The sequence below is a fragment of the Methylophaga sp. UBA2012 genome, from assembly GCF_002335235.1.
Lineage (GTDB): Bacteria > Pseudomonadota > Gammaproteobacteria > Nitrosococcales > Methylophagaceae > Methylophaga > Methylophaga thalassica.
The window spans coordinates 1-14151 of sequence record NZ_DDCG01000003.1 but is presented as its reverse complement, the minus strand read 5'-3'; the positions used below and the strand labels follow the sequence as shown (position 1 = coordinate 14151).

Annotated in this window: 16 protein-coding genes; 13 read left to right on the top strand and 3 right to left on the bottom strand. The window is 44.9% G+C overall.

The genetic code is table 11. The annotated features are described in order from the left end of the window. Window positions 1-23: 23 nt before the first annotated feature. Genes B2248_RS03235 through B2248_RS03210 form a run of 6 tightly spaced genes read left to right on the top strand, consistent with a single transcriptional unit; the run spans window position 24 to window position 5307 of the window. Window positions 24-410, top strand: a complete 387-nt coding sequence (locus tag B2248_RS03235) for a RidA family protein (RefSeq protein WP_007146776.1) — start codon at window positions 24-26, stop codon at window positions 408-410. 26 nt (window positions 411-436) lie between these two features. Then, window positions 437-2524: an ATP-dependent DNA helicase RecG gene (gene recG, locus B2248_RS03230; RefSeq protein WP_273180291.1), complete on the top strand. Its 2088-nt coding sequence runs from the start codon at window positions 437-439 to the stop codon at window positions 2522-2524. 15 nt (window positions 2525-2539) lie between these two features. Further along, complete coding sequence (locus tag B2248_RS03225; RefSeq protein WP_273180293.1) at window positions 2540-3082, top strand: chorismate--pyruvate lyase family protein; 543 nt, start codon at window positions 2540-2542, stop codon at window positions 3080-3082. Beyond that, window positions 3079-3957 carry a 4-hydroxybenzoate octaprenyltransferase gene (gene ubiA / locus B2248_RS03220; RefSeq protein WP_273180294.1) on the top strand — a complete coding sequence of 293 codons (879 nt, stop codon included), beginning with the start codon at window positions 3079-3081 and terminating at the stop codon, window positions 3955-3957. The genes B2248_RS03225 and ubiA overlap by 4 nt, the downstream gene beginning before the upstream one ends. Continuing rightward, on the top strand, window positions 3954-4451 hold the full coding sequence (locus B2248_RS03215) for a hypothetical protein (RefSeq protein ID WP_273180296.1): 498 nt from the start codon (window positions 3954-3956) through the stop codon (window positions 4449-4451). The genes ubiA and B2248_RS03215 overlap by 4 nt, the downstream gene beginning before the upstream one ends. A 31-nt stretch (window positions 4452-4482) precedes the next feature. Beyond that, window positions 4483-5307, top strand: coding sequence for a thermonuclease family protein (locus B2248_RS03210; protein ID WP_273180297.1), 825 nt, complete (start codon window positions 4483-4485; stop codon window positions 5305-5307). Between the two features lie 3 nt (window positions 5308-5310). On the opposite strand, the gene B2248_RS03205 is transcribed toward B2248_RS03210, so the two are convergent. Genes B2248_RS03205 through B2248_RS03195 form a run of 3 tightly spaced genes read right to left on the bottom strand, consistent with a single transcriptional unit; the run spans window position 5311 to window position 7553 of the window. Next, window positions 5311-5739: a potassium channel family protein gene (locus B2248_RS03205; protein ID WP_273180298.1), complete on the bottom strand. Its 429-nt coding sequence runs from the start codon at window positions 5737-5739 to the stop codon at window positions 5311-5313. After that, on the bottom strand, window positions 5740-6804 hold the full coding sequence (locus B2248_RS03200) for a GGDEF domain-containing protein (protein WP_273180299.1): 1065 nt from the start codon (window positions 6802-6804) through the stop codon (window positions 5740-5742). A 38-nt stretch (window positions 6805-6842) separates the two neighbouring features. Then, window positions 6843-7553 carry a ComF family protein gene (locus tag B2248_RS03195; RefSeq protein ID WP_273180301.1) on the bottom strand — a complete coding sequence of 237 codons (711 nt, stop codon included), beginning with the start codon at window positions 7551-7553 and terminating at the stop codon, window positions 6843-6845. Window positions 7554-7595: 42 nt separating this feature from the next. Between B2248_RS03195 and bioB the strand changes: the two genes are divergently transcribed. The 7 genes from bioB (at window position 7596) to B2248_RS03160 (ending at window position 13910) form a co-directional block, all read left to right on the top strand. Continuing rightward, complete coding sequence (gene bioB / locus B2248_RS03190) at window positions 7596-8609, top strand: biotin synthase BioB (protein ID WP_273180303.1); 1014 nt, start codon at window positions 7596-7598, stop codon at window positions 8607-8609. A gap of 15 nt (window positions 8610-8624) precedes the next feature. Next, complete coding sequence (gene bioF, locus B2248_RS03185; protein WP_273180304.1) at window positions 8625-9800, top strand: 8-amino-7-oxononanoate synthase; 1176 nt, start codon at window positions 8625-8627, stop codon at window positions 9798-9800. Further along, window positions 9790-10551 (top strand): pimeloyl-ACP methyl ester esterase BioH, encoded by a 762-nt coding sequence (gene bioH / locus B2248_RS03180; RefSeq protein ID WP_273180305.1) that lies wholly within the window; start codon window positions 9790-9792, stop codon window positions 10549-10551. The genes bioF and bioH overlap by 11 nt, the downstream gene beginning before the upstream one ends. Further along, complete coding sequence (gene bioC, locus B2248_RS03175; protein WP_273180306.1) at window positions 10544-11437, top strand: malonyl-ACP O-methyltransferase BioC; 894 nt, start codon at window positions 10544-10546, stop codon at window positions 11435-11437. Before bioH ends, bioC begins: the two co-directional genes overlap by 8 nt. Beyond that, complete coding sequence (gene bioD, locus B2248_RS03170) at window positions 11434-12099, top strand: dethiobiotin synthase (protein ID WP_273180307.1); 666 nt, start codon at window positions 11434-11436, stop codon at window positions 12097-12099. Before bioC ends, bioD begins: the two co-directional genes overlap by 4 nt. A gap of 232 nt (window positions 12100-12331) precedes the next feature. Next, on the top strand, window positions 12332-13135 hold the full coding sequence (locus tag B2248_RS03165) for a hypothetical protein (protein WP_273180309.1): 804 nt from the start codon (window positions 12332-12334) through the stop codon (window positions 13133-13135). Window positions 13136-13409: 274 nt separating this feature from the next. Next, window positions 13410-13910 (top strand): hypothetical protein, encoded by a 501-nt coding sequence (locus B2248_RS03160; protein ID WP_273180311.1) that lies wholly within the window; start codon window positions 13410-13412, stop codon window positions 13908-13910. Window positions 13911-14151 lie beyond the last annotated feature (241 nt).

Here is a 14151-nt window from a genome sequence, read left to right as displayed (position 1 = left end):
ACCAGACTTTGATGGAGAAATGAATGTCTCGCGAAATTATTCATACAGCGGATGCCCCTGAAGCTATTGGCACATACTCACAAGCAGTAAAAGTGGGTGATGTGGTTTACCTGTCAGGACAGATTCCATTGGTACCCGAAACAATGACTGTTATCGAAGGTGACTTTAATACACAGGTTAAACGTGTGTTTGATAATTTGTCTGCGGTAGCTAAAGCGGCTGGTGGTAGTTTGCAGGATGTGGTGAAGTTGAATATTTACCTGACCGATTTAAGCTATTTCGGTGCTGTTAATGAAATTATGGCGGAGTATTTTGAGCAGCCTTATCCAGCACGTGCAGCGATCGGCGTGGCTTCTTTACCGAAAGATGTGCCTGTGGAAATGGATGCAATTCTGCATCTTAATGCGTAATTATTAACCTTTAGGAGGTTAAGGTTGTGGTGGCGGATAATGGATTATCACAACCCGTGACTTCATTGAAAGGCGTTGGCGGAAAAGTCGCTGAACGTCTTGTCAAAATTGGTGTACAGCAGGTCCAGGATCTGCTGTTTCATCTTCCTCTCCGCTATCAGGACCGTACCCGCTTAATGCCGCTGGGTGCATTGAGATTGCAACAGGAAGTCCTTGTAGAAGGCACCATACAACTTTCGCAAGTCAAATTTGGCCGTCGTCGATCATTGTTATGCCATATCTCTGACGGAACAGGCTCATTGATCCTGCGTTTTTTTCATTTTTCCAAAGCTCAGCAACTGCAGCTGGAAAAAGGCCGGAAGATTCGCTGTTTTGGTGAAGTGCGTAATGGGCCTTCCAGTTTTGAGATGGTACATCCTGAATACCAGTTAATAGATGCCGGTAAAATTGTGCCGGTCGATTCTGAACTGACACCGGTGTATCCGACTACAGAAGGGCTGCACCAACTTTCCCTGCGCAAACTGATTACACAGGCGCTTGCCAGTCTTGAAAATGGCTTGATGCCGGAGTTAGTGATACCTGAAGCTCGTTGTCACAATGTGGCTGATTTTTCTCTGACTGAGGCCTTGAAGTTTGTGCATCAACCGCCGCCGGATGCACCTGTGCAGCAACTAATCGACCGGCAACATCCGGCACAAAAACGACTGGCTTATGAAGAGTTACTGGCTCAGCAACTGACCATGAAAAAGCTGCGTCAGCAGACACAACATCATCGGGCACCAGCATTAAATCCAGACCCAGCACAGCGCGAAGCTTTGTTAAATCAGTTGCCATTTCCGTTAACTAAAGCGCAGCAACGAGTATTGACGGAAATTGAAGCCGATATGATCAAGCCATTTCCGATGCAGCGATTAGTGCAGGGCGATGTGGGTTCAGGCAAAACCGTTGTAGCGGCACTTGCCGCTATTGATGCTGTCAGTGCTGGTGCACAAGCGGTGATGATGGCGCCAACAGAACTACTAGCAGAACAGCATTTCAAAACCTTTACCCAGTGGCTGACACCGTTGGGTATGAAAGTAGGCTGGTGCGCTGGAAAACAGACTGCAGCAGAACGACGACAGGTATTAGAGCAGCTAAAGTCAGGTGAGATTAAAGTGGCTGTAGGTACCCATGCCTTATTTCAGGATGAAGTGGTATTTAATCAGCTGGGTTTAGTCATTATTGATGAGCAACATCGCTTTGGTGTGCACCAGCGTCTGGCTTTACGAGATAAAGGCCGTGATGTGGATACCATGCCACACCAACTGGTGATGACGGCAACCCCGATTCCCCGCACACTGGCGATGACCGCTTATGCTGATCTAAGTGTCTCGGTGATCGATGAGTTACCACCCGGAAGAACACCTGTCACTACCGTCGTCGTTTCAGATGGCCGACGTCAGGATGTGATTGAACGTGTCCATGCTGCTTGCCAGCAGAACCGGCAGGTCTATTGGGTGTGTACCTTAATTGAAGAGTCTGAACATTTGCAGTGTCAGGCCGCCGAAGATACCGCGACTACCTTGCAGGAAAGTTTACCGGACTTAAAAATAGGGCTTGTGCATGGCCGGATGAAGTCAGCGGACAAAGAGCGTGTCATGTCAGCGTTCAAGGCTGGAGAGTTAGATATGCTGGTGGCGACCACTGTTATTGAGGTGGGCGTGGATGTGCCCAATGCCAGTTTGATGGTGATTGAGAATGCCGAGCGACTTGGGCTGGCACAGTTACATCAATTGCGTGGTCGGGTTGGACGGGGCCAGGTCGAGAGTCATTGTGTTTTGATGTACCATGCGCCACTGTCTGAGAATGGTCAGGCCAGATTAAAATGTCTGCGTGAAAGTAATGATGGTTTTGTGATTGCTCAGCGTGATCTGGAAATCCGTGGACCCGGTGAAGTTCTCGGTACTCGTCAGACTGGTCTGCCGCAATTTCGCGTTGCTAATTTACTGGAAGATCAGGAACTGTTAACGGTGATGGAACAGGCGGCCAATAAAATGCTGGAGTTAGCTCCGGAGAAAGCCGAGGCCTTAGTGACACGTTGGTTTGCCCACAAACTTGATTTTGGGCATGTTTAATTGGTTGGATTTTGAATGAAGCATTGGACAAACTGGCTGCCAGCTCGTAAGCCATCATTACCGTATGACTTACGCGAGTGGCTGACGGATAGCGGATCACTGACCAAGCGTCTGCAATCTGTCAGCGAGCAAGCAGTGAATGTCGAGTTATTACATTATGACTGGCATGCCGCCTTGCCTGAAGAAAGCCTGTTTCTTCAGCAACCATTTCGGCGTATTCAATTGGAGCGAGAGGTTTTATTGTGTGATGGCGACAGACCGGAAATTTATGCCCGAACGATTATTCCTCAATCCACCTATCAAGTCTTGCCGTCTCGGTTCGATAACCTAGGTACAAAACCATTAGGTCAGATGTTATTTGATGAGCCAACATTAAGCCGAAGTGATATTCAGGTCGCGTGCTTAACGTCGCAGCATTGGTTGTATCAATTAGCGACCGAGTGGTTGAATATTCGTCCTGATATTTTATGGGCAAGACGGTCATGTTTTTACTTGAATGGGAACCCAGTACTTGTGTGTGAGATATTTCTGCCATCAGAAAAATGGAGTCATGTGTGAGCAAGGTTCAACAACGTATCATGCCTTATATCCAGTTGATGCGACTGGACAGACCGATTGGCATTTTACTTTTGTTATGGCCAACATTATCGGCATTGTGGATTGCTGCAGAAGGCATACCTGATCTCACGGTGTTAGTCGTGTTCATCTTAGGTGTGATTTTAATGCGTTCAGCAGGCTGTGCGATTAATGATTTTGCCGACAGGGAAATAGATGGCAGTGTCTGGCGAACACAAAACCGTCCTCTGGCGACGGGAGAGTTAACGGCCAGACAAGCGGTGTATGTCTTTATAGGCATGGCCTTGGTGGCCTTTATTCTGGTGTCCTTACTGAATAGCTTGACCATCTGGTTATCGTTGGGTGGTGTCTTTCTGGCTGCGACTTACCCGTTCATGAAACGCTACACCTATTTCCCTCAGATTTATCTGGGCATGGCATTTGGTTGGGCGATTCCCATGGCATTTGCAGCACAGACGAATACGGTTCCGGTGATGGCCTGGTTATTGTTTCTGGCTAATATTATCTGGACAACGATGTACGACACATTTTATGCGATGGCAGACAGGGAAGATGATCTGTTGGCTGGGGTCAAATCAACAGCCGTGTTATTTGGTGATGATGACCTGATTATTCAGGGCATTATGCAAGTCGCCTATATCGTGGTGATGGTATTAGTCGGCCTGCAATTAGAGATGAGCTTTATTTTTTATTTGGGGTTGTGTCTGGCTAGTGCCCTGTTTGTCTATCAACAGTTTTTGGCAAAAGATCGACAGCCACAACGCTGTTTACAAGCATTTTTAAATAATAACTGGGTTGGATTGATTATTTTTATCAGTCTGGTCATTCATTACAGTATTTTGTCGGTGGGCAAATGAACGCGATATCAGAATTATCTTCTTCAAGTTTGCAGCAGCAAGCAGATGCTCTGGCAAGGGCAATGGATGATCTTAATCCCATGTTAAAGAAAATGCGTTTACTGGCTTCCAATGCGGTCAGTGCCGCTGCCAGGGCTGGTTCCGAAGGTGATGCATTTCGTGTGCTAACCCAAGGTATTCAGGAGTTAGGGCTGGAAATCAAACATGAAATTGATAATTCCAAAGAGCTATTGCTTGCACTCGCTGACAGTCAGTCAGAGGCTGAAAAGAAAAAACTCTTATTTGAAATCAAGTCAACATTGGAAGAATTACCAGCCGCAGTGGCAAAAGGCGATTATTTAGCTATTTATTGTTCCGTGGAAGCGGCGCATGCAGAGAGCCATGCGACACGATTTAATTCAGTTGCGCAAATGTTGAAATCCTTGATTACGGATCTCAGAGAAGAGATTGTTAAGCAAAAAACACTAATAACAAATATGCTTGAAGAAGTTTAGTCATCACTATCGTTATTCATGGAGGAAAACGATGCGAATGATTCTGGTGTTTATCACCATCATCATACCGACTGTTTGTTACCCCACATCGGTTTATCAATCACAGAATGAGCAGGGGCGGACTGTTTTTTCCGATCAGCCCTCTGACAATGCGACCTTAATATCAGTCAAGTCAAAACCCTATCGTTATCGCGTCAGTCTTAAACGTGTGATTGACGGTGATACCCTCGAATTACAATCCGGGCAAGTCATTCGTTTACTGGGCATCAATACCCCTGAGGTCCTGAGTCGTTATCGGGATGGCGAAGCCGGTGGTGAGCAGGCGAAAAAGTGGTTAAAAGAAATGTTAAGTCAGCCGGAGCTTTTTATTGAATACGATCAGCAACAGCGAGATAAATATGATCGTGCTTTAGCTCATTGTTTTTTGCCGGATGGACGTTATTTAAATGCCATGCTGATTGAGCAAGGTCTTGCTTCACTGACATTGATTCCACCTAATTTGCGATACAGCGATAAACTTATTGCTGCACAAAACAAAGCTGAGCAAGCTAAAAAAGGTCTCTGGTCTTTGTCTGACTATCGGGTAAAACGTCTCTCCGAGTTAAAAACTGGAAAGAACTACCGTGGCTGGCAGCGAATTAAGTTAAAACTCAAATCAATAAAATACGGCAAAAAGACGGTTTTTCTGGAAGCGAATACGCATTTCAGATTAGCGATCAAAAAGAAAGATATCACCTATTTTGGAGATTTAAAAAGTTACCTTAATCAAACGTTTGAAGTGCGTGGCTGGATTCGTCGACAGGGTAAACAGTTTTATATGAATGTCAGCCATCCTTCAGCGATAATAAGCCAATAACAATTAGCGTTTTGGCCAGTATTTTTGCATCTCCAGAAATACAAAAGAGGCGGACCAAGTAATCATCACTAATCCTGTCAGTGACTCCAGTCCGGTTAAAAAGCGGACATAACCCGTCGGTTCGATATCGCCAAAACCCAGCGTGGTATAAGTGGTGAAAGAAAAATAACTACAATCAAGCAAGCTGGAATCAATATTTCCCATCAGCGTGCCGAAACCATCAACCTGTATCATCAGGTAATAAGCGATAGCAAATAGCCAAATCTCAACGATATGAGCCACCATCACCACCATCACCGCTAGTAAAACACGATAACGATGAATAATATGCAAGGCAGGGAGGCGCTTAGCTAGCTGGTAAAGTGTTTCGTAGTGGATGAGTATGGTGCTGACAAAAACAAAAGTATTGATGACAAACGTCGTAAGTAACATTTAACGTGCCTGTTTGATTTGATTTCGACCTGATAATTTAGCTGCATAAACAGCCTGATCAGCCGCTGCTATCAGTGATTTTGTGTCATGAATATGACTATATTGACCAAGTGTTGCTGAGCCAATAGAGAGAGTGGCGTGTATGGCTTTGCCAGATGGAATAATAAATTCAGTTTTCTCGACTCGATGGCGAATTTGCTCTGCTATCAAAGCGGCATCTTCGGCGCTGGTATCCGCTAATAAAATGACAAATTCTTCTCCACCATATCGGGCAAGCACATCATTATTACGCAAACGGTCATTGAGTAATTGTGATACTTGTTTGAGCACCGCATCACCCGCTTGATGGCCGTAGTGATCATTAATACGTTTAAAAAAATCTAAATCAATAAACAAGCAGGTTAATGGACTATTTAGCCGTTTAGCCCGACTGACTTCTTCACTGAGCCGTTGATCGAAGAAACGACGATTATTAATGCCAGTTAAAGGATCACGCAGGCCGACTAATTTAATATGTTCGTGTAAACGGGCATTTTCCAGACAGGCTGACATGACTGCGGCCAGATGTTCCAGAAACTGAGTGCCAATATTACTTTCAAATCGGGTTGGATTGCGGCTGCCTAAATTCAAACTACCGATTAATACGTTATGCCTGATTAGTGGTAGTAAGGCGATGGAACCCAGCTCGGCTTGATCAGGAAATAAAAAAGCATGTTGATGAGGTGAGTAACGGATCAGGCGTGGTTTACGTAACGGGCTGAAATATTGATTTAATAAATGAGCTGATTCAGTAAATATCAGTTTGTCTAACCAAGTTGATTTGACGGGTTGAGCTTCGATCAAACGCTGAAAGTCATATTCAGGGTCATGCAATAGCAGGGTCACATCAGTCAGTTGAAAGCGCTCTTTGTGCTCTTCCAGCACGATCCCTAACAGCTCATGAAGATTATTACTGGCAAGAAGTGCTAGCTCATATTCCTGGAAATTGGTTTGTTTTCGCTCATTGCTTTTAGCGATGCGAAGTAGTTCATCCAAACGAGCTTGTAAGGTGGCGATATCTTGCATCCAAACGCCTTATGAGCCTAAGTGTGATTTAGTTAACACTAATAATGGCTTATTGCACGTGCAATTGTCCACACTTCTATTGTCTCTACGCCAGCTCGCTTTAATACACGTGCCGCTTCATGTGTCGTTGCACCGGATGTCATGACGTCATCGATAATAGCTACATGCTCAGGTACAAAAGAAGAATCATACTTAAAAGCTTGCCGCATATTTTTATGCCGTTGCTTAGCATTAAGCTGAGTCTGTGTTGCTGTTTTTTTGACTCGTTTCAGTAATTCTGGTCGACAAGGAATCTTCAATAACTGAGCGAGGGTATCGGCAAATAAAAGAGATTGATTGTAACCTCGTTGTCGGAGCCGGCTCGGATGTAGGGGTATGGGAAGCAAAACGTTCGGTGGCGTAGCTAATGAGTGATACGCAATAAATTCTCTGGCACAGATGTCTGCAAGCTGAATTTGCCGATGATATTTCAGCGCTGACATCATTCTGGGAACCGCCTGTTCATAGCGATATAGACTTAGGCTGGAATCCTGAATGGGTGGATTTTTCAAGCATTGTCCGCAAATCTGTCCTTGTTCTATGGGTATCGCGCAGTGAATACAACACTGTTGGATAACAGGTAATTCAGCGATACAGCTCTCACATAGTGCCTGACCTTCTGTCGCCAGCCCACAGAGTAAACACGGAATTGGAAATACTTTCCTGTATAATTGTTGGAATTGTTGTGTCAGTGAGAGCAGATTTGCCATGACATGACCTAATTTAATCCTTTAAATCAGTAAAGAGTCATCATGCCTGAGAATGTAGCAGAAACCCAAGCAACAATCCGCAACGACTGGAGCCAGCAAGAGGTTGAAGCCTTATTTGCTATGCCCTTTAACGACCTGATGTTTAAAGCACAAACTGTTCATCGTGCCAACTTTGATGCCAATGCGGTGCAGATTAGTACCTTATTAAGTATTAAAACCGGCGGTTGTGCTGAAGATTGTGGCTATTGCCCACAGAGTGCACATCACGAGTCAGCCGTCAAAGCTGAGCCTTTGATGCCGCTCAATGAAGTGCTGAAATCAGCCAACGAAGCTAAAGAAGCTGGCGCAAACCGTTTCTGTATGGGCGCCGCATGGCGTAGCCTGAAAGATCGTGACTTGGAACGCGTTGCTGAAATGGTTGAAGGCGTGAAAAGTATAGGCCTGGAAACCTGTGTCACTTTGGGCATGTTGGAAGAACATCAGGCAAAACGTTTAAAAGAAGCTGGTCTGGATTATTACAATCACAATCTGGATACTTCACCCGAATTCTACGGTGAAATTATTACTACCCGTACTTATGAAGACCGTCTGAATACCTTAAGCCACGTCCGTGATGCTGGTATCAATGTGTGTAGTGGCGGTATTGTCGGCATGGGTGAAGGTCGTCATGACCGCGCTGGTTTATTAATCAGCTTAGCTAACCTGCCAACTCAACCACAGAGTGTACCTATCAATCTGTTGGTTCAAGTCGAAGGTACACCATTAGATGGTGTTGATAATCTAGACCCAATCGAGTTTGTTCGTACCATTGCGGTTGCTCGCATCATGATGCCGAAATCATTTGTACGTCTCTCAGCAGGTCGTGAACACATGACCGATGAGTTACAAGCGATGTGTTTCCTAGCTGGCGCAAATTCGATTTTCTATGGTGAAAAACTGTTAACCACTGACAACCCTGATACCAACCATGATCAGCAATTGTTCAAACGTTTAGGTATTACACCTTGGGTTGGTGAAGAAAAAACAGAAGAACGCAGCTGTTCTTCTGCTGCATAACGACTCAATTTTCGAGTGGCCAAACTCCCTTGGCATAATGAACTGACCGCCGCTTTAGCTGAACGCAAAGCGGCGGGTCGTTATCGACAAAATCGTCTCAGAGTCGGTGAGCAGGGTGTGCATATTCACCTTGCTGACAAAACCGTTTTGTCCTTTTGCAGTAATGATTATCTTGGTCTTGCTGCCCATCCTGATATCAAACAAGCCTTCAAAGAGGCGGTAGACAAAGAAGGTGTCGGCAGTGGTGCCGCCCATTTGTTGACCGGTCATAGTTATTATCATCAGGCGTTGGAAGAAAAGCTGGCCGACTTCACGGGTCAACAACGTGTGTTGTTGTTTTCGACGGGGTATATGGCCAATCTGGGTGTGATCGATGGCTTGCTGAGCCGTGGTGATACGGTGATTCAGGACAAATGGAATCATGCTTCTCTTTTAGACGGTGGTCGTCTGACCGATGCCGATCAGTTACGTTACCCTCACGCGGATATGAGTCTATTACACAAACGACTCCATAATGCCTCTACAGCAAATCACCGACTTATCGTCAGTGATGGCGTGTTCAGTATGGATGGTGATATCGCTCCATTACCCGAGATTATGGCTTTGTCAGAGCAACATCGCGCCGCGGTTCTGATCGATGATGCACATGGCTTTGGTGTGATAGGTGAAGGTGGTCGCGGTACGGTATCTCATTACCAAATCACAGCAGATAAAGCCCCGATTGTGGTGGGCACCTTAGGTAAAGCCATTGGTACTGGCGGTGCTTTTGTCGCTGCCGACGAGCTAGTCATCGAAACCTTAATTCAGCAAGCACGCAGTTATGTGTATACCACGGCACAGCCGCCGGCGATTGCCGCGGCAACACTGGCCAGTCTGGAGCTGGTGGAAACTGAACAGTGGCGACGAGACAAACTTCAGTTGTTAATTCAGCAATTCAGACAGGGGGCAGAACAGCTTGGTCTGAAACTGATGCCATCGATGACGCCAATACAACCCGTTATTATCGGTGATGATAAACAGGCGTTAGACATCGGGGCGAAACTAGAAAAACAAGGCATCTTGGTGGGTGTTATCCGTCCACCCACCGTACCTAAAAATACAGCAAGGCTAAGAATTACTTTTTCTGCTGCCCATAAAGAGCAGGATGTGGACAGACTGCTTATTGCTCTGGAGCAGACGTATGCACATTAACAGCATAGGTCAGGGGCCTGATTTAGTTCTGGTGCATGGTTGGAGTATGCATAGTGGTGTCTGGCAGCCACTGGTTGATTTATTGGGTGAACATTTTCGTTGTCACTTGGTTGATTTACCTGGACATGGTCAAAGTGAATGGCATGAAGGGGATTTTGAGTTAACGCGGCTTTTAGACAATTTGTCGTTGGCTCTCCCTCAAGACGCTATGTGGCTAGGGTGGTCCTTAGGTGGCATGGTCGCATTGGCTATGGCGCAGCATTACCCTGATAAAGTCAAAAAGCTGATTTTGTTGGCAAGTAATCCACGCTTTGTGCAAACAGATGACTGGCCTTGTGCCATGGCTGCTGAGGTGTTTAATACCTTTTCAGCCAGTTTAGCTGACGATCAACAGCTGACCTTGCAGCGTTTTATTATGCTGCAAGCAAAAGGCGCGAATCAGCCCCGACAAGTGATAAAACAATTAAGCGAACAACTGGCTCAACAGCATGAACCCGAACCAGAGGCATTACAGGCAGGCTTAAAGTGTCTGGCTGAATGGGATTTACGAGAGGCGCTTGCCAGCGTAAATTGCCCCACACAAATGATACTGGCTGAGAATGATCACCTTATTCCGGTGTCATTAGCGGAATATTTACAGAAGTTGCAGCCAAAACTGCGTATTGAAGTGATGCCGGGATTAGGCCACGCGCCGTTTATTTCGCAGCCTCAGCAATGCCAATTAGTGATAGAACAATTTATCCATGAGTGAATATCGTCCCGATAAAAAAAGAGTGGCTCAGTCATTTTCTGCCGCCGCCGAGCATTACGATGATGTGGCTGTGCTACAAAGACAAACAGCAGATGAATTATTAGAGCGCTTGTCGTACATCACTATCGAACCACAAACGATAGTGGACCTAGGGGCAGGGACCGGACGTAATTTATCGTTATTACAAAAGCGCTATCCTCATGCCCAATTAGTCGCTGTCGATATTGCACCACAAATGTTAAAGCAGGCCGAAAAGCGTTATCGGCATGATCAAGGCATTAAACGCTGGTTACCGAAACAGCCACGTTTACAGGTATTGGCGGGGGATGCGGAAGCCATTCCCCTGGCTGATAACAGTGTCGATCTGATCTATGCCAATCTGGCATTACAGTGGTGTGATCCTAAACGTTGTTTCAGCGAGATCTTTCGGGTGCTAAAACCACAGGGACTATTGATGTTTACCAGCCTTGGCCCTGATACCTTGACGGAGTTGCGTCAGGCTTGGGCTGAAGTCGATAGCTATCCTCATGTGAATTTATTCTACGATATGCATGATGTGGGTGATGCCATGACAGCCAGCGGCTTAGCGGATTGTGTGCTGGATATGGAGCCTTACACATTAAGTTACAACGATGCAATGAGTGTGATGCGCGATCTAAAAATCCTTGGCGCACGTAATGTGAATGAAGGCCGCCGTCGTGGCCTGACAGGCAAACAATTGATGCAAAAAGTGGTTTCCGCTTATGAAACCTTTCGCCAAGCAGACGGTTTGCCTGCCAGCTATGAAGTCATTTTTGGGCATGCGTGGAAATTAGCTCAATCAGGCCAATGCCGAACGGATGACGATAGCGTTTATATTCCGATCAGTGAGATCAAACGATTATGACCAGCACACATTTTTTTATAACAGGTACAGATACTGAAGTAGGGAAGACCTTCATCAGTGTGGGCTTGGTATCTCTACTGCAACAACAAGGCTATACAACAGTTGGCATGAAGCCGATTGCCAGCGGTTGTGAGTGGTTAGATGGGCAATGGAAAAATGAGGATGCACTCGCATTAATCAAACAAAGTCAGACAGATTTAGCTTATTCACTGATCAATCCTTATGCCTTTGAACCAGCTATTGCCCCCCATATTGCGGCTGAGCGAGAGGGGGTAGCACTCTCTATTGCCAACATTAAAGGCAACTATGAGTTGATCGCTGAACAAGCAGACGCCGTCATTGTGGAAGGGGCGGGAGGCTGGTATGTACCCCTAAACGCAGAATGCACCATGGCCGATCTTGCTGCTGAACTTCAATTGCCGGTAATTTTGGTGGTGGCAATTAAACTCGGTTGTATTAATCATGCCTTATTGACCGTGGCAGCCATTGAACAACAAGGTCTCAAACTGGCTGGCTGGGTGGCGAATCATGTCGCTGAACAATCAGAATCAACTGAAATGATAGAGACCTTAACGAGCCGAATTGATGCCCCCTGCTTGGGAGTGATCCCTCATCTTAACAGCCATCAGTCGGCGGCCAGTTTCCTGCGACTACCTGAATAAAATCATTAAATTACTTTAGAAATCTCCTTTCCAAAATAAGTAATGTCAGGCACTATTTTTCATTGCTAGTTCAAAAAACTGGCCTCATAATTCAAAACTAATAAATAGAAATTTATTAATAATCAGAATGTTATAGTTTTAGTGAATGAGTTATAAGGTCGCCTGTTTAATATTTATTATGAGGCCAGTGGCCTCATAAAACAGACTGTTAAGTGAATTCTGAGGATGATTCGTGTTTAGAACTCCGAGAGATATTGAGACCAATTTTAGAAAATCGTTGGGAGCAATTGGTCCCTTAATGTGTGTCGCCGATATAGCCACACATGAGCTTGTAAATAAACGGAGTAACGATGAACTCTCTAAGCTAACGAAAAAATACAAACATAAGAGATTAAATTTAAGCCAAATAGATTTGGACGATGTAGCGCTTTATGTCAATCTGGCTCACATTGCCTACATTAACAGCAGAGCCGAGTCATTCTGTGCAGACGTAGTTCGTTACTCGAAAGAAAATAGTAAGGTGAGTGAGAGCTTCAATATTGATTCGGTAGATTTTCTAAGAAGGTCGGTTTTTCTAGTCTATGCTCGGAATAATGGCCTTAAAAAAACGAATACAAGCTTAGCGGAAAGTATTTATATAGACTTCGTTGGTGAAAATGAGTTGCTTGTTATCGATTACTATAGGCAGTTGCGTAATGTTGAGTTCCATGGAGGGGTTGATGGAGAGGCTGTTCCTCCACTAGATAAGCAGCAAACCGATGCTATTAGAACTATATATAATTTTTCACCGAATACATTTTCAGAACTCTCAATTAGAGACGTGATACTTTATTCACAGGCATGGCAAACCGCTGCAAAGCGACTTTGTAGCAAAGTTGTTAAAATTGACAACGATCTTCTGGGGAAGATTCTTTGTAAGTACGTGAATGACGACGATAGTCGTAGGCGTAATGCGCTAAGGCAGAAGTTAAAGCAGGATTACTTGCAGTCCGATGATGTGATTAATATACTTGAATCTAATGGTTGGGTAGCTTGAGGCAAAAGCGCCCTGGCCCCTCCTGTTTACAGGAGGGCATCCTTCGAGTGTGCTTTGGATCTCAGAGTTTACTCGAAGGGTAGATTGGGGTTCGAATCCCCACCCAGCCATCACTTCTTGTGATTATCACTACCGCACTGACATCCACTTAACAATTTGCTGTACTCGGACCCAACTACGCGCCGCAAGCTTGTGGTTTGCTGCGCAAACTTTACCACAAGCTTGCTCTACTCCGTTGGGCCGGTAAGCAAGATGTTAGGCATCAGGAATGTGTATGGACAACCTTATCGCAATTATTAATGGCTTCTTAGGCTCCTTGCTTGTTGTATTGTTTCTTTATAGATTGAAGCCAAAAATAGAAATTTCTCCATATATTGCAAAAAATTCGAAATCTGAATACGAGTTCAAAATCAGGAATAAAACCCCTTATTCTGTTTTGGACGTAAAAATTGAGCTTTATCTAATTACCCCAACAAACACTCCAAACGGACTAGCCAACTCTCTTCATAAATTTAGTTCAGCTGAGGTTCCAGAGTTGGATAGTTATAAGGCAAAGGAAGAGCTATTTGGTAAAGAATTTTTCTTCTGCTACCCCGGCACCTTGGAGACACACTGGAATGACGATAATCAGCACTTAATGCTAGTAGTCACATCAAGACACAGTCTTTCACAGTTTTCTAAAGTATCGAAACAAAAATTCTATAGAAAAGGCTCTACTATAAAAGCTGGAAAATTTGAGTCTGGAGAAAACTTAGAGGTTATAGAAAATGCCTAACAAGTTGCTCAAGTACGCTCCGGCACTTCGTGCCTCCACGGGATGCCAAAAGCTCAGCTTTTGCCGCCCCTTAGCTAAGCGTTAGATTTCACGGGAAGATTTTTGCATTACCCACGAGCAGCGGATAAAACAAATCGTCGCCTTAGCATACGAGTAAATCAATAGGGTCAGAGTCTGTACCATCCCCACAAAAATTATAGCGTTTCAAATAAGAAAGCACTTGATAAATGAAGTGCCCTGA

What these genes read in the sequence shown, in the direction of transcription:
- B2248_RS03235 (WP_007146776.1), top strand. Translation starts at nt 24, where the DNA reads ATGTCTCGCGAAATTATTCATACAGCGGATGCCCCTGAAGCTATTGGC.
- B2248_RS03225 (WP_273180293.1), top strand. Translation starts at nt 2,540, where the DNA reads ATGAAGCATTGGACAAACTGGCTGCCAGCTCGTAAGCCATCATTACCG.
- B2248_RS03215 (WP_273180296.1), top strand. Translation starts at nt 3,954, where the DNA reads ATGAACGCGATATCAGAATTATCTTCTTCAAGTTTGCAGCAGCAAGCA.
- B2248_RS03210 (WP_273180297.1), top strand. Translation starts at nt 4,483, where the DNA reads ATGCGAATGATTCTGGTGTTTATCACCATCATCATACCGACTGTTTGT.
- B2248_RS03205 (WP_273180298.1), bottom strand. Translation starts at nt 5,739, where the DNA reads ATGTTACTTACGACGTTTGTCATCAATACTTTTGTTTTTGTCAGCACC.
- B2248_RS03200 (WP_273180299.1), bottom strand. Translation starts at nt 6,804, where the DNA reads ATGCAAGATATCGCCACCTTACAAGCTCGTTTGGATGAACTACTTCGC.
- B2248_RS03195 (WP_273180301.1), bottom strand. Translation starts at nt 7,553, where the DNA reads ATGGCAAATCTGCTCTCACTGACACAACAATTCCAACAATTATACAGG.
- bioB (WP_273180303.1), top strand. Translation starts at nt 7,596, where the DNA reads ATGCCTGAGAATGTAGCAGAAACCCAAGCAACAATCCGCAACGACTGG.
- bioH (WP_273180305.1), top strand. Translation starts at nt 9,790, where the DNA reads ATGCACATTAACAGCATAGGTCAGGGGCCTGATTTAGTTCTGGTGCAT.
- bioC (WP_273180306.1), top strand. Translation starts at nt 10,544, where the DNA reads ATGAGTGAATATCGTCCCGATAAAAAAAGAGTGGCTCAGTCATTTTCT.
- bioD (WP_273180307.1), top strand. Translation starts at nt 11,434, where the DNA reads ATGACCAGCACACATTTTTTTATAACAGGTACAGATACTGAAGTAGGG.
- B2248_RS03160 (WP_273180311.1), top strand. Translation starts at nt 13,410, where the DNA reads ATGGACAACCTTATCGCAATTATTAATGGCTTCTTAGGCTCCTTGCTT.